Genomic DNA, 18,978 nt, shown 5'->3' on the forward strand with positions numbered 1-18,978 from the left:
GAAGACCGTAGCTGCAACCTGTTCCAGAAACAAGCGTGGATTTTTGTTGACGCGCGTCGAAAGCAGGCTTAGAGTGCGTGTGATCGCCGTCACGATCCGGACGGCGGTGCACTGCCAGGAGGTCCGATGTCCCATCCGACGGTCGCCGTGATCGGCGCCGGAATCAGCGGTCTGACCACCGGGAAGATGCTCGGCGACTACGGGATTCCGTACACCTGCTTCGAGTCGTCCGACCGGATCGGCGGCAACTGGGCCTTCGGCAACCCGAACGGGCACAGCGCCGCCTACCGCTCGCTGCACATCGACACCTCGAAGTACCAGCTCTCCTTCCGCGACTACCCGATGCCGGAGACCTACCCGGACTTCCCGCACCACAGCCAGATCAAGGAGTACCTGGAGGGGTACGCCGCCGCCTTCGAGCTGAAGCGCCGGATCGAGTTCGGCAACGGCGTCGCGCACGCCGAGCGGCTGCCGGACGGCGGCTGGCGCATCGCCACCCAGCGCGGCGAGCAGCGCCGCTTCGACCTGCTCGTGGTGGCCAACGGACACCACTGGGACCCGCGCTTCCCCGACTTCCCCGGCGAGTTCACCGGCGATTCCTTCCACTCGCACGCCTACGTCGACCCGCGCACCCCGCTCGACCTGTACGGCAAGCGCATCCTGATCGTCGGCATCGGCAACAGCGCCGCCGACATCACCGTCGAGCTCTCCTCGCGCAGCATGGACAACGAGGTCTGGCTCTCCACCCGCTCCGGCGCCTGGGTGGTGCCCAAGTACCTGGCGGGCACCCCCGCCGACCGCTACTACCGCACCGTGCCGTACGTGCCGCTGCGCTGGCAGCGCAAGCTGGCGCAGCTCTTCACCCCGGTCATCTCCGGCAACCCGGTGAACTACGGGCTGCCCGCGCCGAACCACAAATTCATGGAGGCGCACCCCACCCAGTCGGTCGAGCTGCCGCTGCGGCTCGGCAGCGGCGACGTGACCGCGGTCGGCAATGTCGCCAAGCTGGACGGGCGAACCGTGCACTTCGAGGACGGGCAGGCGAAGGACTTCGACGTCATCATCTACTGCACCGGCTACAACATCACCTTCCCCTTCTTCGACCCGGAGTTCCTCAGCGCGCCGGGAAACAAGATCCAGCTCTACAAGCGGATCTTCAAGCCGGGGCTGGACGACCTGGCCTTCGTCGGCTTCGCGCAGCCGTTCCCCACGCTCTTCCCGTTCGTGGAATGCCAGGCGCGGCTGGTCGCGGCCTTCGCGGCCGGGCACTACCGCCCGCCGTCGGATGCGGAGATGGAGCGGGTGATCGCCGAGGACGAGCAGAAGTTCATCGGGCACATGATGAACACCGCGCGGCATACCCAGCAGCTCGACTACTGGCTCTACGAGCACGACCTGCGGGTGCGCGAGCTGCCCGCCGGGTATCGGCGCGCCGGGCGGGTGCCTGCCAGGTGAACGCCCGCGCCCGCACCGACCGCAGGGCCCCGCACCGTGGTGACCTGCGGCGCTCGGCGCTGCTCGCGGCGCTGGCCGAGCTGCTGAAGGACAGCGGCGGCAACCTGGACCCGATCACCATCGCCGAGATCGCCAAGCGCGCCGGGCTCACCCGCTCGGCCTTCTACTTCTACTTCGAGAACAAGGCCGCCGCGGTGGCCGCGACGCTGGAGGAGATGTACGACGCCGTCTTCGCCGTCACCGACGTGCTGGTCGGCCCCGGCGACCCGGCGGCGCGGATCGAGCACACCGCGCGCAGCCTGGTGGAGTTCTCCGAGCGGCACCGGCACCTGTTCCGGGCAGCGCTGGAGGCGCGCAACGCCTCGCCCGAGGTGCGCCGGATGTGGGAGGACGACCGGCAGGCCTTCATCCCCGCCATCGCCGCCATGATCGACGACGAGCGCGCCGCGGGCCGGGCCCCGGACGGCGCCGACGCCACCGCGCTCGCCGATGTGCTGCTGCTGCTCAACGAGCGGCTGCTGGAACGGCTCACGCTCGGTACCGGGCTGGACCGGGAGAACTACGTCAACGCCGTGGTCACCGTGTGGCTGCGCACCGTCTACGGCCGGGTGCCGGTCGATCGGGGAACGTCATGACCACACTGCCCGCGGGCGCCACCGCGCTCACCTTCGACTCGGCCGGGACCCGCTGCGATGCCTGGCATTTCACGGCCACCGCCGATGACTTCGCCGGTCCGGCGGGGCGGCCGGTCGCGGTGCTCGCGCACGGGTTCGGGGGGACCAAGGACTCCGGACTCGCCGCCTTCGCCGCCGCGCTCGCCGGGGCCGGGATCGACGCGCTCGCCTTCGACTTCCGTGGTTTCGGGGCGAGTGCGGGGGAGCCGCGCCAGCGGCTGCGGATGCGCGACCAGATCGCGGACTACCGCGCGGCCGTCTCGGCGGCCGCCGGGTTGCCCGGGGTCGATCCGGAACGGGTCGTGCTGTGGGGGGTTTCGATGTCCGGCGGGCATGTGCTCGCCCTCGCCGCGGAGTACGGGGCCGCCGCGCAGGCGAGCGTAGCCCCGGGCGCCGCGCCCGGGCTCCGGCCGGATGCCGCGCGGCACGCGGGTGCGGCGGTGCCGCGGAGCGGTGGCGTCGAGCCGCGGGTGGCGGCGGTGGTCTCGCTGACCCCGCTGGTCGACGGCCGCGCCGCGGTGCGGCACGCCGTGCGGCACGGCGGCCCGCTCGCCTCGCTGCGGGGCGCCGCGGGGGGCGTGCGCGCCGGAATCGCCCGGCTGCGCGGCGAGCGGGGGCTGATCCCGCTGGTCGGCGCGCCCGGCAGCGGCGCGGCGCTCTCGCTGGACGGCTACGAGCGCTCGTACCGCGCGCTGAGCGGCCCGACCTGGGAGAACGGCATCGACCCCGCCGTGCTCCTGACGCTCCCCGCGTACCGCCCGGCCCGCCGCGCCGCCGACATCACCGTCCCGGTCCTGGTGCAGATCGCCGACTTCGACCGCGCCGCCCCGCCGCACGCCGCCGCCAAGGCCGCCTTCGCCGCCCGCGCCGAGGTGCGCCACTACCCGGGTGACCACTTCGACGTCTGGCCCGGCGGCGACTTCCACCCGGCCGCGATCGAGCACCAGTTGCACTTCCTGCGCAGGCACCTGGGCTGAGCGCGTCGCCGGCGGGAACTCGTCGCCGTCGGGAGTCCGCCGTCTGCGGAGTCCGTCGGGCGCGGAATCCGGCGGGCGCGGAATCCGGCGGGCGCGGCCAGGTGCGCGAGCAACGGCCCGCCTTGGCTCGGTTCGACGCGCGGTCGGGCGCGCGGGCAGCGGCAGCCGGCCTCAGCCCGATTCCGCGCGCGGGCGGGCGCGCAGGTGGGCGCGCTCGCCCTGCTTGCCGAAGAGGCTGAGGAACTCCACCGATTCGGCGTCCGCGGAGCCGAACCAGTGCGGCACCCGGCAGTCGAACTCGGCCGCCTCACCCGGGGTGAGCACCAGGTCGTGCTCGCCGAGCACGAGCCGCAACCTGCCGTTGAGCACGTAGACCCACTCGTACCCCTCGTGCGTCTGCTGGGTCGGCTCGCGCCTGCTGTCGCCCGCCGGGATCACCAGCTTGTACGCCTGGATCCCGCCGGGCCGCCGGGTGAGCGGCAGGAAGGTCATGCCGCGGGTGTGCACCGGGCGCAGGTGCACCCGCGGGTCACCGGTCGGCGGGGCGTCGACCAGTTCGTCCAGCGTGACCCCGTGCGCCCTGGCCAGCGGGAGCAGCAGCTCCAGCGTCGGCTTCCGGCTGCCGGACTCCAGCCGGGAGAGCGTGCTCACCGAGATCCCGGTGGCCTCGGCGAGCGACGCCAGCGTGGTCTCGCGCTGCTTGCGCAGCGCCCGCAGCCGCGGGCCGACCGCGTCCAGCGCGCGGTCGAGGTCGTCGTCCATCACTCCATGTTGCCACCGCGGCAAACGGAGTTGCCGGAACCTACCCCGCGATGGTCGCGCGGAGGGCGGCGTCGGTGGGCGTCGGGGTGAGCCCGAGCGCGGCGATCGCGGCGGTGGAGTCGAGCACGAACGGGCGGCGGAACTGGTACTGCAGCTCCACCATCTCGCGCGCGCCCGGGTCGAAGAGCCCGGCCAGCCGCAGGGCCGTCGCGGGCATGGGCCGCAGCCGCGCGGGCGGTGCGCCCGCCAGCTCGGCGGCGCGCCCGGCCAGCGCCCGGATCGAGACCGGCGGCGGGGTGGGGACGTGCCACGGCCTGCCCCAGCACGCGGGGTCGGCGGCGACCGCGACCAGCATGGTCGCGACGTCGCCGACGAAGGTCCAGCTGTGCGGCGCGTCCAGGTCGGCGGGGACCGCTGCCGGGCGCCCGGCCAGCACCTTCGGCAGCACCAGCACCCCGAACGGGGTGACCGCGCCCGCGCCGAGGTAGTCGGAGCCGCGCACCTCGACGGCCCGGATCCGCCCGGCCCGGTGCGCGGCCAGCGCCGACTCCCACAGCCGGGCCCGCACCCGCCCCTTGCGGGTGGTCGCGCGCAGCGGCAGCTCCTCGGTCATGGCGCCGTCGACCGGGCCGTAGCCGTAGAGGTTGCCGGTCGCCGCGTAGACCGCGCCGGTGGCCTCGGCCGCCCGGACGAAGGCCGCGCCGAGCTGCGGCCACTCGGCGGCCCAGCGGTGGTAGGCCGGGCCCGCGCAGCAGTAGAGCGCGGCGGCGCCGGTGCTGTGCCGGATCAGCGCCTCCGGGTCGGCGGCATCCGCGGCGACCCGCTCGATCGCCGGGTGCGCGGGGCCGCTGCCCGCGCGGCTGAGCAGCCGGACCCGCATCCCCCGCTCGGCGAGCAGCAGGGCGGTCGCGGACCCGACGGGTCCGCCGCGCGGCGCCGCCTGGCCGAAGACGGCGCGAACCTCTCGCTGCGCGCGGTCGCCAGGGACCTGGGGATCGTGGCCTCAGCGCTCTACCGCTACTTCCCCAGCCGCGATGCCCTGCTCACCGCGCTGATCGTGGACGCGTACCGCGATCTGCGCGATGCCGCCGCCGCCGTTCCCGCCGACCGGCCCCGTGCGCAGTGGCTCGCCGTCTGGCGCGCGGTGCGCGCGTGGGCGCTGGCGCACCCGGCCGAGTTCGGGCTGCTCTACGGCACACCGGTGCCCGGCTACACCGCGCCGCCGGAGACCGTCGAGCCCGCCGCCGCGGTGCTGCTGCAGCTGGCGGGCATCGTGCGCGCGCACGGCACACCGCCCGCAGGCGGCGCGCCGCTGCCCGGCGCCGTGCGCGCGGATCTGCGCGCGCTGATCGAGCAGCAGCCGGAGGGGATGCCGGAGGAGCAGCTGGAGCTGGTCATGCTGGCCTGGACGCAGCTGTTCGGCGCGGTCGGGTTCGAGGTCTTCGGCCGGCTGAACGACCTGGTCCTGGCGCGGGCGGAGTACTTCGACCGGCATGCCGAGCTGGCCGCCGACCTGGTCGGGCTGCCGCGCTGATTTTGCCGCCACGGCAAACTTCCTTGCCGGATCCGCCGGACTGCGGGCACCCTCGGAACCCGAGGAGGTGGTCAGGGTGACCGAGGAGATTCTGGACGGCTACGACGCGGTGGTGATCGGCGGTGGCGCCGCCGGGCTGAACGGGGCGCTCATGCTGGCGCGCTCGCGGCGCTCGGTGCTGGTGGTCGACGCGGGGGCGCCGCGCAATGCCCCGGCGGACGGGGTGCACGGGTTGCTGGCGAGGGACGGCATGCCGCCCGCCGAGCTGGTGGCGCGCGGGCGGGACGAGGTGCGCGGGTACGGCGGGCAGGTCGTGCCTGGCGAGGTGCGGGCGGTGGCGCGCGACGAGTCGGGGTTCACCGTCGAGCTCGCGGACGGGCGGGTGACCGCGGCGCGCCGGCTGCTGGTCACCACCGGGCTGGTGGACGAGCTGCCGGAGATTCCCGGCGTGCGCGAGCGCTGGGGGCGGGATGTGCTGCACTGCCCCTACTGTCACGGCTGGGAGGTGCGCGACAAGGCGATCGGCATCATCGCGACCGGGCCGAACGCGGTGCACCAGGCGCTGCTCTTCCGGCAGTTGAGCGCCGACGTGACGGTCTTCGCGCACACCGCGCCGCCCGGCGCCGAGCAGGCCGAGCAGTTGGCCGCGCGGGGGATCGCGCTGGTGTCGGGGACCGTGGCGGAGGTGGTGGTCACCGACGATCGGATCACCGGAGTCCGGCTCGGTGACGGCACCGTGCTGGCGCGCGAGGCGATCGTGGTCGGGCCGCGCATGGTGGCGCGCGGCGGGCTGCTCGCCGGGCTCGGTCTGGTGCCGGTCGAGCACCCGTCCGGCCTGGGCGAGACCGTGCCCGCCGACGCCTTCGGCCGTACCGAGGTGCCCGGTGTCTGGGTGGCGGGCAACGTCACCGACCTCTCCGCGCAGGTCGGTGCCGCCGCGGCGGCCGGGGCCATGGCAGGCGCCCAGATCAACGCCGACCTGGTCATGGCGGAAACGCAGGCCGCCGTGGAGCTGCACCGCGCCGAGGCCGCGGCCGCCGCGCGGTAGCGGCCCTCCGGGAGGTGGATTCGGCCCGGTGCCGCCGACCCGGCCGCGATCGACCTCAGCCCAGCCGGGGGATGATCTGCGGCAGCTCCACGCTGCTGCGGATCCCCGGCTCGGCCGCGCACACCGCGGCAACGACGTTCACCGCCCGGTTGGCGGTGAAGGCGGGCGAGACCGCCGCCATCCGCTCCAGCGGCACCGCGAACCGGATATCGACCTCCATCGGCGCGTCGCCGCGCACCGAGACGTGCCAGCCGGTGTCCCCGAGCCGCCAATCGGTCGCCAGGTCGCGGGTGCAGTACCAGGTGGCGCGGAAGCCGACCAGCTCCGCGCCGCCGCGCATTCCCGACACCGTGATGCGCTGCGCCGCAACGGTCCCGGCGGGAATGGTGCCCGCCGCGATCCGCACCTCGCCGCGCGCGGTGGCCAGCTCCGCGTGCGCCACAACGTCGTCGAGCGGCAGCCCGACGGCATCGCCGAGCAACCGCAGCGACGGCCCGAAGCTGCCCGCCATGTGCGGGGCGAGGAACTCGTTCACCGCCGTCCGCTCCCGCCCGAACCCCATGACGTCGAAGAGCAGCTCGGGCGAGTCCCGCCGGGAGAGGTCGGCGTACTCGTCGATGACCAGCCCGGTCAGCTCGCGCTGGAGCGAGGTCAGCACCAGCGGCACCGCCTCGGTGATGAACCCCGGGCTGCTCCCGGTGCTGTGCAGCGTGCTCCCCCCCGCCGCGCAGGCCGCCGCGACCCGCTCGCGCAGCGCGGGCTCGGTGCTCGCAGGGTGGTGGAAGAGCCCGCAGGTCGTCACCACATTGCTCCCCGCCGCGAGCAGCGCGCAGACCTCGTCGGCGTCGAAGGCGAGCGGCATGTAGAGCACGCAGTCCGGGCGCAGGGCCAGCACCTCGTCCAGGGTGCCGATCGCCGCGACGCCGATCGGCGCGGTGCCCGCGATCTCGCCCGCGTCCCGGCCGACCTTCGCAGGCGAGTGCACCCGCACCCCGGCCAGTTCCAGCCCGGGGTGCGCGTGCACCGACCGCAGCGCGTAGCCGCCGATGGTGCCGGTCGCCCACTGCACGACACGCAGCGGGGTAGGGGGATGCGTCATGGGAACCTCAGTCCAGGAAGAGATCCGGCGTCGGGGTGTCCCCGCCGCCGTAGCGGGTCAGGTCGTCGATTCCGGCGTAGACCGCGACCGCGTCGGCGTCCAGGAAGCAGTTGCCGGTGACCTGCTTCGCGGGCTGCGTCACGATGGCGACCGCGGCGTCCGCCATGATCCGCGGACTGCGCGCCGCGGCGAGCTGATTCTCCGCGTCCGGCAGCGCCGCCACCGCGGAGGTGGCGATGTAGGTCTGCGGCCACAGGCAGTTGAAGGCGATGCCCGCGTCGGCGTACTCGGCCGCCCACCCCTGGGAGAGCAGCGTCATGCCGTACTTGGAGAGCGTGTAGGCCGGGTGCGCGCCGAGCCAGCGCGGGTTCAGGTTCACCGGCGGCGCGATGGTGAGCACGTGCGGGTTGGGCGAGGTGCGCAGGTGCGGCAGGGCGGCGGCGGTGAGCAGGAAGGTGCCGCGCAGGTTGATGTCCTGCATGAGGTCGAAACGCTTGGGGCTCAGCTCGTGCGTCGGCTCGGTGGCGATGGCGGAGGCGTTGTTGACGCAGATGTCGATGCCGCCGAAGCGCTCGACGGCGGTCGCGACCACCCGCGCGACATCCTCCTCCCGGCGCACGTCGCCGACGACCGCCGCGGCCTTGCCGCCCGCCGCCTCCACCTCGGCGGCGGCGGTGTGCACGGTGCCGGGCAGCCGCGGGTGCGGGTCCGCGGTCTTGGCCAGCAGCACCACGTTCGCGCCCTGCTCGGCGGCGGCGACGGCGATGGCGAGGCCGATTCCCCGGCTGGCGCCGGAGATCACCACGGTGCGGTCGAGCAGCGGACGGTCCTGGTCGGGCATGGTTCTCCTCGCGCGAGCGGTATTGGCATTCTCATTTTGTGCAAGTAGCATATCCGCCAATGAACAACCACGTGCAAAGTTGGTCCACGACCCGGTGGGAGGCACCGTGCGCATCGGCGTGATGATCGGTCCGGAGAAGGGCGATTCCGGCCGGAAGTTGGAGCGCATGCTGCGCGATATCGAGTGGGCGGAATCGGCGGGGATGGACACCGCCTGGATTCCGCAGATCCCCACCGATTTCGACGCGCTCATCACCATCGCGGCCATGGGGCTGAAGACCTCGCGGATCGAGTTGGGCACCGCGGTGGTTCCGCTGCAGGCGCAGCACCCGATCGCGCTGGCCAGGCAGGCGCTCTCCGCGCACGCCGCGGCCGGCGGGCGGCTGGCGCTGGGCGTTGGGCCCTCGCACCACTGGATCGTGCAGGACATGCTCGGGCTGCCCTACGAGAAGCCCGCCGCCTACTCCCGCGACTACCTCGACGTGCTGAACGCCGCGCTGCGCGGCACCGGCTCGGTGGACGTGGAGAACGACACCTTCACCGTGCACAACCCGCTCGACCTCGGCCCGGTGGCGCCGGTTCCGGTGCTGATCGCCGCGCTCGGCCCGGTCATGCTGCGGATCGCGGGCGAGCGGACCGACGGCACCGTGCTGTGGATGGCCGACGAGCGCGCGATCGAGCAGCACGTGCTGCCGAAGATCAGCAAGGCGGCCGCGGAGGCGGGCAGGCCCGCGCCGCGGATCGTGGCCGGGCTGCCGGTCTGCCTCTGCGCCGCCGGTGAGGTGGACGAGGCGAAGGCGCGGGCCAACCGGATCCTCGGCGAGGCCGAGGTCTCGCCGAACTACCAGCGGCTGCTGGAGCAGGGCGACGCCCGCGACATCGGGGATCTCTGCATCGCCGGTGACGAGGAGGCCATCGCCGCCGGGTTGCGCCGCTACGCCGAGGCGGGCGCCACCGACCTCTCGATCCGGCTGCTGCCGATCGGCGACGATCGCGAGACCCTGGTCGCCTCGAAGCGGCGCACCAGGGAGATAATCGCGGTCCTCGCGCGCGAATTGCGCTGATTGGCAGGCGCACCGGGCGCAGGCGGCCATCGGACCGCCCGCGCCCGGTGCCGCTACTCGTAGTCGACGGTGATATCGGCTGTGTCCGGCACGCCCTGGCAGGTGAGGATGTACCCCTCCTCGATCTCGTCGTCGGCCAGCGCCTCGTTGTTCCGCATGACCGCGTGCCCGTCGGTGACCAGGGCGATGCAGGTGGCGCAGTTGCCCTGCTCGCAGGAGAACGGCGGGGCGAGCCCGGCGCGCCGCGCGGTCTCCAACAGGGTCTCGCCCTCGCGTCGCGGCACCGTCGTCTTCTTACCGTTCAGGATCACGGTCACGGTGCCGTCCACCGGACCGGACGAACTGGGTCTCGCCATGAACAGCCTCCTCCTGGTACGTATATTCTAGTGCAAAGAGAATTACATTCTCACCTATGCGACGGGAAGTTCCAAGATGGCGGTTGACGGGACGCTCCGCTTCGACGATCGCAGCTACACCGGGGCCGAGCTGAGCGCGCTCGCGGCGGGGCTCGCGGCCGAGCTGGCCGGGCGCGGGGTGCGCGCGGGCGACCGGGTCGCGCTCATGTCGGCCAACCGCCCCGAGTTCGTGATCGCCGTGCTGGCGGTGTGGCAGCTGCGCGCCGCCGTCGTGCTGCTCAGCCCGGCGTGGAAGGCGGGCGAGGTCGAGCACGCGCTGGCGATCACCGAGGCCGCGCACGCCGTCGGCGACACCGAGGTGCTGGCCGGGCTGCTGCCCATGCGGCACCTGGACGAGCCGATCACCCCGGCCGAGCCGACGGATGTCCCACCCGCCCCGGACGCCGACGCGGTGCTGGTCTTCAGCTCGGGCACCACCGGGCTGCCGAAGGCGGTGCGGCACACGCACGGCTCGCTCGCGGTCGCGGTGCGGCAGTGGACCGAGGTGCTCGGGCTGACCGCCGCCGACCGGCTGCAGATCGCCACGCCGCCCTCGCACATCCTCGGGCTGCTCAATATCCTCACCGTGCTCGCGGCGGGCGCGAGCATGCGGCTGCACCGCCGTTTCGACCTGGACACCGTGCTCGGCACCATCGCCGCCGAGCGGATCACGGTCGAGATGGCGGTCGCGCCGATCGCCCTCGCCATCGCCGCGCACCCGGAGCTGGAGCGCTACGACCTGAGCTCGCTGCGCTACATCATGTGGGGCGCCACCCCGGTCACCGCCGACGTCGCCGAGCGGGTGACCGCCCGCACCGGCGTGCCGTGGCTGCCCGCCTACGGCGCCAGCGAGCTGCCGGTGATCGCCTGCAACCCGCTGACCGGTGCCAGGCTGGACACCGTCGGCCGCGCCGCCCCCGGCGTCGAGATCCGGGTGGCCGAGCTGGGCAGCGGCGAACCGCTGCCGCCGGGCGAACTGGGCGAGATCCAGTGCCGCGCCGCCTCGGTCATGGCCGGGTACCTGCCGGACTCCGAGACCGCGGCCGCCTTCGACGACGGCTGGTACCGCACCGGCGACGTCGGCTGGGTGGACGCCGACGGCTGGATCCGGCTCACCGACCGGGCCAAGGAGATGATCAAGGTGCGCGGCTTCCAGGTGGCGCCCGCCGAGATCGAGGCGGTGCTGCACGCGCACCCGCTGGTGCGCGACTGCGCCGTCTTCGGCACCCCCGACGAGCGCGACGGCGAGGCCGTCGTGGCCGCCGTGCACGCCGACGGTGTCCCCGCCGACGAGCTGATCGCGCTGGTCGGCACCCACCTGGCCGGCTACAAGCGACCCCGCCGGGTCGTGTTCGTGCCCGAGATCCCGCGCCTGCCCTCCGGCAAGGTGCTGCGCCGAGTCCTCGAGGAGCGCTATGGACGTCCGACTGACCAGTGAGCAGCGCCAGCTGCGCGACGCCGCGGCGAAGCTCGCCGACGACCTCGGCCCCGGATCGGTGGCCGAGCTGGACGATGCCGCCCGGCGGGCCCGGCTGGAGAAGGCGGTGAGCACCGCGGGCTGGCGCACGCTGCGCTCCGACGGCGCCTCCGGGGTCGAGGTGGCGCTGGTCGCCGAGGAGTTCGCGCGCGGCCTGGTCGACGTGCCCTTCCTCGGTCCGGTGCTCGCCGACGACCTGCGCGGCCCGGCCGACGCAGGCGCGACCATCGGGGTCGACGGCCGCGCGATAGACGTCGCCACCTACGGCGAACAGTCCGGCGGGATCGGCGCCGCCGCTCCGGGTGGTGCCGGCGGCGAGCAGCCTGCGGGCTCCGCCGGGCGGCAGCGGGTGCTGCTCATCGACGGCCGGGAGCTGCTCGCCGCCGAGGTGGGGGAGCGGGTGCCCGGCGCCGACCTCACCCGGCGCTCCGCCGAGATCAGCGGCAGCACCGAACTTCTCGGCGACTTCTCGTCCGACCAGCTCACGCAGTGGCGGGCGCTCGCGGTCACCACCACCACCGCCGACCTGCTCGGCGCGGCGCGCGGCGCCCAGGACCTGGCCGTCGAGTACGCGCGGGTGCGCGAGCAGTACGGCCACACCATCGGCTCGTACCAGGCCGTCGCGCACCTGCTCGCGGAGAGCAGGGCGCTGCTCGAGGGCTCGATCAGCGTGCTCAGGCACGCCGCGTGGGCCGTCGACGAGCTGCCGCCCGCCGAGGCGCTGCGCGCCGCCCGGATCGCCAAGGTCTACACCGCGCGCGCCGCGCGCACCGTGTGCGAGACCTCGATCCAGGTGCACGGCGGCATCGGCAATACCTGGGAGTGCCTGGCGCACCTGTTCCTGCGCCGGGTGCTCACCGCGACCGAACTGTTCGCCGTCCGTCTGGAGGAGATCGACCATGGACTTTCGTGACTCACCCGCGGAGGCCGAGTTCCGGGCCCGGCTGCGCACCTGGTTGGCGGGGGTGGCGGGCGAGTTCCCGACCTCCGGCGACGCCTACTGGGCGCGCGCGGGCGAGTGGCACCGCGCGCTCTACGAGGCCGGGTTCTTCGGCCTCTCCTGGCCCGCCGAGTTCGGCGGGCACGCGCTGCCGCCGGTCTACGACGTGATCCTGGACGAGGAGCTGGCCGCCGCGGGCGCCCCCGCCCGCCCCAGCCTCGGCTACCTGGTGGTCGGGCTCGGCAGGCATGCGAGCCCCGAACTGCAGCAGCGCTTCCTGCCCGGCATGATCGACGGCTCACAGCGCTGGTGCCAGGGCTTCAGCGAACCGGGGGCAGGCTCCGACCTGGCCTCGCTGCGCACCACCGCGGTGCGCGACGGCGACGACTACGTCATCAACGGCCACAAGATCTGGACCAGCTACTCCGACGTCGCCGACTGGTGCCTGCTGCTCGCCCGCACCGACCCCGACGCGCCGCGGCACCGCGGCATCTCCGGCTTCATCGTCCCGATGAACCAGCCCGGGATCGAGCAGCGCCCGCTCACCATGATCAGCGGCGTCACCAAGGAATTCGGGCAGGTGCTCTTCGACGGCGCCAGGGTGCCCGCCGCGCAGATGGTCGGCGCGCCCGGCGACGGGTGGAAACTCGCCATGACCGTCGTCGGCCACGAACGCGAGCCCTCCACCCTCGGCTTCGCCGCGCGCTACGCGAAGACGGTGCGGCAGCTGCAATCCCGGGTCACCGGCCCGCAGCCCGCGGAGCTGGCCTGGGCCGCGGTCGAGACCGAGATGCTCCGGCTGCACGTCCGCCGCAGGCTCTCCGAGCAGCTCGACGGCGTCACCCACGGCCCCGACGGCTCGCTGGACAAGCTGCTCATGACCTGGGTCGAGCAGTCCGTCGGGCACGCCGCGCTCGCCGTCGCCGGGACCGGCGACGAGGAGATGCTCGGCCACTACCTCTACAGCCGCGCCCAGAGCGTCATGGGCGGCACCTCGCAGATCCAGAAGAACATCATCGCCCAGCGCATCCTCGACCTAGGAGCCTGATCATGTACGACCTGCCCGCCGAGATCCGCGTCGACGCCGAAGGCCCGCTCCGGATCATCACGCTGAACCGCCCCGACGCGCTGAACGCCGTGGACGACGCGCTGCACACCGGCCTCGCCGAGCTCTGGCCGCAGCTCAACGACGACCCGGAGGCCAGGGCCGCCGTCCTCACCGGCGCCGGGAAGGCCTTCTCCGCCGGTGGCGACTTCGCCTACCTCGCCGAGCTGGCCCAGGACGCGAAGCTGCGCGCCAAGACCATCCGGCACGGCCGGGAGATCGTGCTCGGCATGGCCCGGCTCCGGCTCCCGCTCGTCGCCGCCGTCAACGGCCCCGCCGTCGGGCTCGGCTGCAGCCTGGTCGCGCTGAGCGACGTCGCCTACATCGCCGAGACCGCGTACCTGAAGGACCCGCACGTCCAGGTCGGCCTGGTCGCCGCCGACGGCGGCCCGCTCACCTGGCCGCTGCACACCAGCCTGCTGCTCGCCAAGGAGTACGCGCTCACCGGCGCCAAGATCACCGCCGAGCGGGCCCGGGAGATGGGGTTGGTCAACCACGTCGTCGCCGACCCGCTCACCGAGGCGATCGCCGCCGCCAAGCGGATTCTCGAGCTGCCCCAGCAGGCGGTCGAGAGCACCAAGCGGCTGTTGAACCTGCACCTCGAGCGCGCGGTGCTGGCCACGCTCGACTACGCGAACGCCGCCGAGGAGCTGTCGTTCCAGCACCCGGATTTCCACGCGACGATCGCGAAGCTCACGGCAGGCAAATAGCGGCTCACATGCGGTGCGGCGCCGCGATTCCCAGCTGGTCGAGCCCGAGCTCCAGGGTTCGGGCTGTCAGCAGGCACAGCGCGACTCGATTCGAGCGCACGGGCTCGTCGGCCGTCGCGACCGGGCAGGCGTCGTAGAAGCCGGTGAAGGTGCGCGCGAGGTCGTAGAGGTAGCCCGCGAGGCGGTGCGGCTCCAGCGTCTCGGCGACCTCGCCCAGTACCGTCCCGTAGCCGTCGAGGGCGAGTGCCAGCGCTCGCTCCGCCGGTTCCAGGGGCGCGAGCTCGTCGACCTCGCCCGCCGTTCCGGTGCGGCGCAGGATGGCGCGCACCCGTGCGTGCGCGTACTGCAGGTAGACGCCGGTATTTCCGTTCAGCGCGGTCATCCGCTCGAGGTCGAACGTGTAGTCCTTGACCCGCGAGGTGGACAGGTCGGCGTACTTCACGGCGCCGATCCCGGCCTGCCGCGCGATGGCATCGAGCTCGGCCGCGGGCAGCTCGGGGTTCTTCTCGGCGACGATGGCGCGGACCCGCGCCTCGGCCTCGTCCAGGAGGCCGAGCAGCCGGACGGTGCCGCCCGCCCTGGTCTTGAACGGTCTGCCGTCCGGACCGAGGATGGTGCCGTAGGCGACGTGGTCGACGCGGATCGCATCGGTGAGCCACCCGGCGCGCCGGGCGGCTTCGAAGACCAGTCGGAAATGCAGGGCCTGCCGCGAATCCGTCACGTAGAGCAGCCGGTCGGCGCCGAGCGCGGCGAGCCGGTACCTGATGGTGGCCAGGTCGGTGCTGTCGTAGCCGTAGCCACCGTCGCGCTTGCGCGCCATGAGCACGGCCGGTCGATCATCGGGGCCGGTGACCTGCTCGGAAAGCACAACAACGGCGCCGTCGCTGTCGACCGCGACTCCCTTATCGACGAGTTCGGTGACGGTGTCGGCGAGCTGGTCGTTGTAGAACGACTCGCCGACGTAGTCCTCGGCGGTGAGCAGCACGCCGAGCCGGTCGTAGATCGCGCCGAAGGCCCGCTCCGACTCGGCGACGATCTCCCGCCAGCGCGCCATGGTCGCGGGGTCCCCCGCCTGCAGGGCGACCACGCGCGTGCGCGCCCGGTCCGCGAACGCGGCGTCCGCGTCGAAGAGCGCCCGCGCGGCCTTGTACAACCGGTCCAGGGCCGAGACCGCGCTGTCACCGGAGCCGAGTTCAGCCGTATGCCAGTGTGATTCGGGATGTTCATCGATGTACTGGATGAGCATGCCGAACTGCGTGCCCCAGTCGCCCAGGTGGTTCGCGCGAACCACGTCGGCACCGAGGAAGCCGAAGATCCGGGCGAGGCTGTCCCCGATGATCGTGGTGCGCAGATGCCCGACGTGCATCTCCTTCGCCACATTCGGCGCGGAGTAGTCGATGACCACCCGCTGCTGCGCCTCGGAGGCGGGAACACCGAGCCGCTCGTCGCCCAGCCGCGCCGCGACGCTCGCCCAGACGGCCCGGTCGGTCAGGGTGATGTTCAAGAACCCCGGCCCGGATACCGCCACTTCGGCGATCACCTCGGTATCGAGGCACCGCGCGAGTTCGCCGCCGAGGCCGACCGGCGGCACTCCGACCCGCTTCGCCAGCGGAAGCGCGGCGTTCGACTGGAAGTCGGCCCGATCGGATCGTCGCACCACCGGGTCCGCATCCGCCATATCCGGACGGACTCGCCCGATCGCCTCCGACACGGCGGAGGTGACACGGTCGAGGAGCGGTGTGATGCCGACAGGGCTCACCGGTGCTTCCTTTCAGGAGGGGTTGGTGGCGCTATTGTTACAGGTCCCATCCGCCGGACGACTCAGCCGGGCCAGCCCCGCTCGAACCGTCGCGTAAAGGCGCGCGTTCCGGTGATATCCGAGAAAATCTTTGCCCTGGGTACCGTCCGGTCCGTGGGTGAGAGCCTGCACCGCGTCGTACACCCCGAAGGCTTCGGTTCCGAGCATCGACGAGACCAGCAGTATCAACGCCCGCTCCGCCCGCGCGGAATCAACTCGATAGCGGTGTACGTTCCCGCCGAGAAAGAGATGCGCACTGGTGAGAGCGTTAAGTGCCAGGCGCTGAGCGAAGTCGGACGAGTTGAGCCAATCTATCTCGGTGATGACCGGACCGGGGCGAAGCCGCCCGGCGGACCGCGGAAAGCAGCGCAGCCCGACAGCGTGATCGATGTCGGCGTAGGTCGCGAAGAGCTTCGTTTCGTACTCGACCTCGGTATCGACTCGCAGACCGAAGTCCTCATGGATGCGGGACACGGCGGCGACGAGATCGCTCATTTCAGCGGCGCCCGGCCGATTCTCTCCGACCAGCACGATGTCGAGGTCGGCAAGGGAGGAGTCGGGTTCTACGGCCTGCGATCCGTAGGCCAACCCGTACCCTCCCGCGGGTGTGAAGGTGTGGCACACCTCGGCAGCGGCGCAGAAGAGTTCGGGTGTCATGCGCGTAGGCCCTTCGGAACCGATGTCGCCGGGTGCGCACCTACCCGAAAATCGATCATGTGGACACCACTCGGAAGTGCGACTCCACCGTTCGGCATCGTGTTGCATTCGACGAACTCAGCCACCGCGGCGGCGAGATCGGTATCGGCGAGTAGCCGCGGGTGGTGCTTGAAGTGCACCCCGAAGAACCACTCGAGGGCCGCACGCGCGGAAGGCGCCCACGCAACTCCTCCGCGTCGTGTGTGTGTCAGTGTGCCCACCCCCTGACTCTCCGCGGAACGAAGGGCGTGGATCAGGACGTCGCGGGTGTAGGAACGTCCCCCGTCCGGGAATGGGGCGACTATCTCCCAAGCCCGGGTCACCAACTGCTGCTCGGGGCTCTCGGCATCGAACAGCATGGCGAGAAGATGCCCACCCGGCGCCACCAGCCGTAGCAGGTCCACCACGAAAGCGTGCGCACGGTCACGCGCTGTCGCCTGGTCCGGATGCGGGCGCACCCCCGCGGCGGTCAATTCTTCGAAGAACGCACCGATCGGGTAGCTCAATGACCAGAATGCGGTCACCAAGTCGAAGCTCTGGGCTCGGCCTGCTGCCAGCAATGACTGGGTAGCATCTCCGGCATCCGCGCACAGAGTTCGCGCATCGGGGAATCTGCGGGACACCGCCGAGATCATCACCTCGCTGTCGTCAACGAGCACCAGATTCCGAGCGAAGGGTGCAAGTGCTTCGGTCATTCGGCCGGTACCGCAACCGAACTCGGTGACTTCCAGTGCCGAGATCGGCGCGCCGTAGTGCTCGTCCAGCCAGGTGCCGATCAGGTCGACGTCCTCGATGCCGCCGAAGTAATGCGGCAGCAACAGCCGGTCGTACATGCCCGTGGCTTCGTACACCGCGCGAAATTCGGCATCCGTCATGTTCGGTCCCCCTCGATGTCGCAGGCGAGGATCTCCAGGTACTCCAGGAGCTCATGCATATGCGTTTCGGTGATGGCGAGATTTCCTGCCATGAACCGCAGTGGATGGAGGGTCGCGCCGCCGTGTAACCGGCCCAGGTCGTCGCGCATCGTGAACTGATGGAGATGCCACGTGCCCTCGGCCAGCATTCGCGCGTGAATCGCCAGGTTGAGATTGTTGATGCGATCGAGTGCGCAGCGGTCTACCGGCGGCTCGGCCTCGATGCCGATCGGCAGATAGGCGAAAACGACTGCTGCCAGGTCCGGTGCATTGAGTCGGACCAGCCGCGGGTGAGCGTCCACCAGTGCAGCGAACCGCTGGGCGGCGTCGCAGCGCCGCTCGGCGAGCTGTGCCAGGCCGCTACGACCGCGACCACGCAACATCATCCAGAGCTTCAATGAAGTCCACTCCCTGGTTCCGAGGAACGGAGTGATCTGCCCGAAAGCGAAGTCTTCCTGCATGATCAGATCGGAGTAAGTCGAAATGCTCCGTACAGTGGCGGGGTCGCGAACCAGAAGGGCGCTCGAGCTGTAGGGCACGGCCAGAATCTTGTGTGGGTCGACGGTGATGCTGTCGAAATTCGCAATGCCGTCGATCTTCCGCCGCAGGGTCGGTGTGAACGCCGCGAGCAGCCCCCAACACGCGTCCGCGTGCAGCCAGATCGTCGGATCGACCGCCCGGACGAGGTCATGGATCGCCCGCAGGTAGTCGACCGTCTGGGTCCGGCTGTCGCCGGCATAGGCGATCACCGCCATCACCCGATCGTGGTGACGTCGGAGCGCTCGTGCCAGTTCGATCCTGTCGTAGCGGAATCCCATGGTCGGCACTTCGATGATCTGTGCACCGCAGCCGATCCAGGTCAGCGCTGCTCGCACGCTGTAGTGCCCGATCCCTTCGGGAACCACGATCGCGAAGCGGCCGGGGTCGGTGACACCGGATTGCATGGTCCCCGGCGCCTTGGCTTCGCGGGCCAGCATCATGGCAACCGTATTGCTGGTCGTTCCACCCGGCGTGATCATGCCGCCGACATCCCACACCGTCCTGACCTCGCTGGCGGAGAGGTTCGAGTACCCGAGGAGTTCGCGCAACCAGCGCAGTACCGCGATATCGATGAAGGTCGCGCTCGGACTGTCGAACGACTGATTGATCAGGTTCTGCTGGGTCAGGGTGGCCAGGAGACTACCCGCCAGTGCGAGCGGATCATCGCCGGTGTCACCGAATCCCAAGAAACGTGGCGACGCTTCGTTCTTGCACAGCGGCAGTACTCGCTCGCGGAAGTCGTCGAGGACCGTTCCCGCATCGGTCGGTTGAATCGGAAGGTCCGTGACCAGCAGGTCGCGGATCTCTTCCGCGGTACCGCGCCGACCGAAGATCGCCGAGCGCGTCTTGAACTCCAGTCCGAGGTCGAGAGCGTTGTGCAGCAGGTCGCTCGTCTCCGAGATATTCACTTCATCAGCGTGACTCGGGAGCCGACAGCGGCACCAACAACC

Annotated in this window: 18 protein-coding genes and 2 pseudogenes; 11 read left to right on the forward strand and 9 right to left on the reverse strand. The window is 71.7% G+C overall.

Annotated elements, in window-relative coordinates; all coding sequences use genetic code 11:
* Positions 1 to 126: 126 nt before the first annotated feature.
* Genes ACFUUZ_RS14170 through ACFUUZ_RS14180 form a run of 3 tightly spaced genes read left to right on the forward strand, consistent with a single transcriptional unit; the run spans position 127 to position 3,106 of the window.
* Positions 127 to 1,455 (forward strand): flavin-containing monooxygenase, encoded by a 1,329-nt coding sequence (locus ACFUUZ_RS14170; RefSeq protein WP_378696032.1) that lies wholly within the window; start codon positions 127 to 129, stop codon positions 1,453 to 1,455.
* A complete protein-coding gene (locus ACFUUZ_RS14175) occupies positions 1,452 to 2,090 on the forward strand; it encodes a TetR/AcrR family transcriptional regulator (protein ID WP_378696034.1) in 639 nt (212 codons plus the stop codon). The genes ACFUUZ_RS14170 and ACFUUZ_RS14175 overlap by 4 nt, the downstream gene beginning before the upstream one ends.
* Complete coding sequence (locus ACFUUZ_RS14180; RefSeq protein WP_378696036.1) at positions 2,087 to 3,106, forward strand: alpha/beta hydrolase; 1,020 nt, start codon at positions 2,087 to 2,089, stop codon at positions 3,104 to 3,106. Before ACFUUZ_RS14175 ends, ACFUUZ_RS14180 begins: the two co-directional genes overlap by 4 nt.
* Positions 3,107 to 3,277: 171 nt before the next feature.
* On the opposite strand, the gene ACFUUZ_RS14185 is transcribed toward ACFUUZ_RS14180, so the two are convergent.
* Positions 3,278 to 3,868 (reverse strand): helix-turn-helix domain-containing protein, encoded by a 591-nt coding sequence (locus ACFUUZ_RS14185; RefSeq protein WP_378696038.1) that lies wholly within the window; start codon positions 3,866 to 3,868, stop codon positions 3,278 to 3,280.
* Positions 3,869 to 3,908: 40 nt separating this feature from the next.
* Positions 3,909 to 4,781: pseudogene (locus ACFUUZ_RS14190) on the reverse strand (NAD-dependent epimerase/dehydratase family protein); the annotation flags it as partial.
* Here ACFUUZ_RS14190 and ACFUUZ_RS14195 point away from each other — a divergent pair.
* The 3 genes and pseudogenes from ACFUUZ_RS14195 to ACFUUZ_RS14205 form a co-directional block, all read left to right on the forward strand.
* Positions 4,704 to 4,862: pseudogene (locus ACFUUZ_RS14195) on the forward strand (hypothetical protein); the annotation flags it as partial. The pseudogenes ACFUUZ_RS14190 and ACFUUZ_RS14195 sit on opposite strands and share 78 nt — an antisense overlap.
* 3 nt (positions 4,863 to 4,865) lie before the next feature.
* Positions 4,866 to 5,402, forward strand: coding sequence for a TetR-like C-terminal domain-containing protein (locus tag ACFUUZ_RS14200; RefSeq protein ID WP_378696084.1), 537 nt, complete (start codon positions 4,866 to 4,868; stop codon positions 5,400 to 5,402).
* A 76-nt stretch (positions 5,403 to 5,478) separates the two neighbouring features.
* The gene (locus ACFUUZ_RS14205; RefSeq protein WP_378696040.1) at positions 5,479 to 6,450 is read left to right on the forward strand and encodes an NAD(P)/FAD-dependent oxidoreductase; all 972 of its coding nucleotides are present in this window, start codon (positions 5,479 to 5,481) and stop codon (positions 6,448 to 6,450) included.
* A 55-nt stretch (positions 6,451 to 6,505) separates the two neighbouring features.
* On the opposite strand, the gene ACFUUZ_RS14210 is transcribed toward ACFUUZ_RS14205, so the two are convergent.
* Together ACFUUZ_RS14210 and ACFUUZ_RS14215 are read right to left on the reverse strand one after the other, a co-directional pair.
* Positions 6,506 to 7,549 (reverse strand): dihydrodipicolinate reductase, encoded by a 1,044-nt coding sequence (locus ACFUUZ_RS14210; RefSeq protein WP_378696042.1) that lies wholly within the window; start codon positions 7,547 to 7,549, stop codon positions 6,506 to 6,508.
* Between the two features lie 7 nt (positions 7,550 to 7,556).
* The gene (locus ACFUUZ_RS14215) at positions 7,557 to 8,390 is read right to left on the reverse strand and encodes an SDR family oxidoreductase (RefSeq protein ID WP_378696044.1); all 834 of its coding nucleotides are present in this window, start codon (positions 8,388 to 8,390) and stop codon (positions 7,557 to 7,559) included.
* A gap of 106 nt (positions 8,391 to 8,496) precedes the next feature.
* Between ACFUUZ_RS14215 and ACFUUZ_RS14220 the strand changes: the two genes are divergently transcribed.
* Positions 8,497 to 9,453 carry an LLM class F420-dependent oxidoreductase gene (locus ACFUUZ_RS14220; RefSeq protein ID WP_378696046.1) on the forward strand — a complete coding sequence of 319 codons (957 nt, stop codon included), beginning with the start codon at positions 8,497 to 8,499 and terminating at the stop codon, positions 9,451 to 9,453.
* Between the two features lie 53 nt (positions 9,454 to 9,506).
* Here ACFUUZ_RS14220 and ACFUUZ_RS14225 read toward each other — a convergent pair whose 3' ends face one another.
* A complete protein-coding gene (locus ACFUUZ_RS14225; RefSeq protein WP_378696048.1) occupies positions 9,507 to 9,809 on the reverse strand; it encodes a 2Fe-2S iron-sulfur cluster-binding protein in 303 nt (100 codons plus the stop codon).
* Positions 9,810 to 9,885: 76 nt separating this feature from the next.
* Between ACFUUZ_RS14225 and ACFUUZ_RS14230 the strand changes: the two genes are divergently transcribed.
* From ACFUUZ_RS14230 to ACFUUZ_RS14245, 4 genes are read left to right on the forward strand one after another with little or no spacing between them, the layout of a single operon-like run.
* Entirely contained in the window at positions 9,886 to 11,286 is a 1,401-nt protein-coding gene (locus ACFUUZ_RS14230) for a class I adenylate-forming enzyme family protein (protein WP_378696051.1), read from the forward strand.
* Positions 11,264 to 12,238, forward strand: a complete 975-nt coding sequence (locus tag ACFUUZ_RS14235) for an acyl-CoA dehydrogenase family protein (RefSeq protein ID WP_378696053.1) — start codon at positions 11,264 to 11,266, stop codon at positions 12,236 to 12,238. Before ACFUUZ_RS14230 ends, ACFUUZ_RS14235 begins: the two co-directional genes overlap by 23 nt.
* On the forward strand, positions 12,225 to 13,313 hold the full coding sequence (locus ACFUUZ_RS14240) for an acyl-CoA dehydrogenase family protein (protein WP_378696055.1): 1,089 nt from the start codon (positions 12,225 to 12,227) through the stop codon (positions 13,311 to 13,313). Before ACFUUZ_RS14235 ends, ACFUUZ_RS14240 begins: the two co-directional genes overlap by 14 nt.
* Before the next feature lie 2 nt (positions 13,314 to 13,315).
* The gene (locus tag ACFUUZ_RS14245; RefSeq protein WP_378696057.1) at positions 13,316 to 14,080 is read left to right on the forward strand and encodes an enoyl-CoA hydratase/isomerase family protein; all 765 of its coding nucleotides are present in this window, start codon (positions 13,316 to 13,318) and stop codon (positions 14,078 to 14,080) included.
* A gap of 4 nt (positions 14,081 to 14,084) precedes the next feature.
* Here ACFUUZ_RS14245 and argS read toward each other — a convergent pair whose 3' ends face one another.
* Genes argS through ACFUUZ_RS14265 form a run of 4 tightly spaced genes read right to left on the reverse strand, consistent with a single transcriptional unit; the run spans position 14,085 to position 18,936 of the window.
* Positions 14,085 to 15,839, reverse strand: a complete 1,755-nt coding sequence (gene argS, locus ACFUUZ_RS14250; RefSeq protein WP_378696059.1) for an arginine--tRNA ligase — start codon at positions 15,837 to 15,839, stop codon at positions 14,085 to 14,087.
* A gap of 12 nt (positions 15,840 to 15,851) precedes the next feature.
* A complete protein-coding gene (locus ACFUUZ_RS14255) occupies positions 15,852 to 16,535 on the reverse strand; it encodes a hypothetical protein (RefSeq protein ID WP_378696060.1) in 684 nt (227 codons plus the stop codon).
* On the reverse strand, positions 16,532 to 17,449 hold the full coding sequence (locus ACFUUZ_RS14260) for a methyltransferase domain-containing protein (protein ID WP_378696062.1): 918 nt from the start codon (positions 17,447 to 17,449) through the stop codon (positions 16,532 to 16,534). The genes ACFUUZ_RS14255 and ACFUUZ_RS14260 overlap by 4 nt, the downstream gene beginning before the upstream one ends.
* Positions 17,446 to 18,936, reverse strand: coding sequence for a pyridoxal phosphate-dependent decarboxylase family protein (locus tag ACFUUZ_RS14265; RefSeq protein ID WP_378696064.1), 1,491 nt, complete (start codon positions 18,934 to 18,936; stop codon positions 17,446 to 17,448). The genes ACFUUZ_RS14260 and ACFUUZ_RS14265 overlap by 4 nt, the downstream gene beginning before the upstream one ends.
* Positions 18,937 to 18,978 lie beyond the last annotated feature (42 nt).

Source organism: Nocardia sp. NPDC057353, from assembly GCF_042667085.1.
Lineage (GTDB): Bacteria > Actinomycetota > Actinomycetes > Mycobacteriales > Mycobacteriaceae > Nocardia.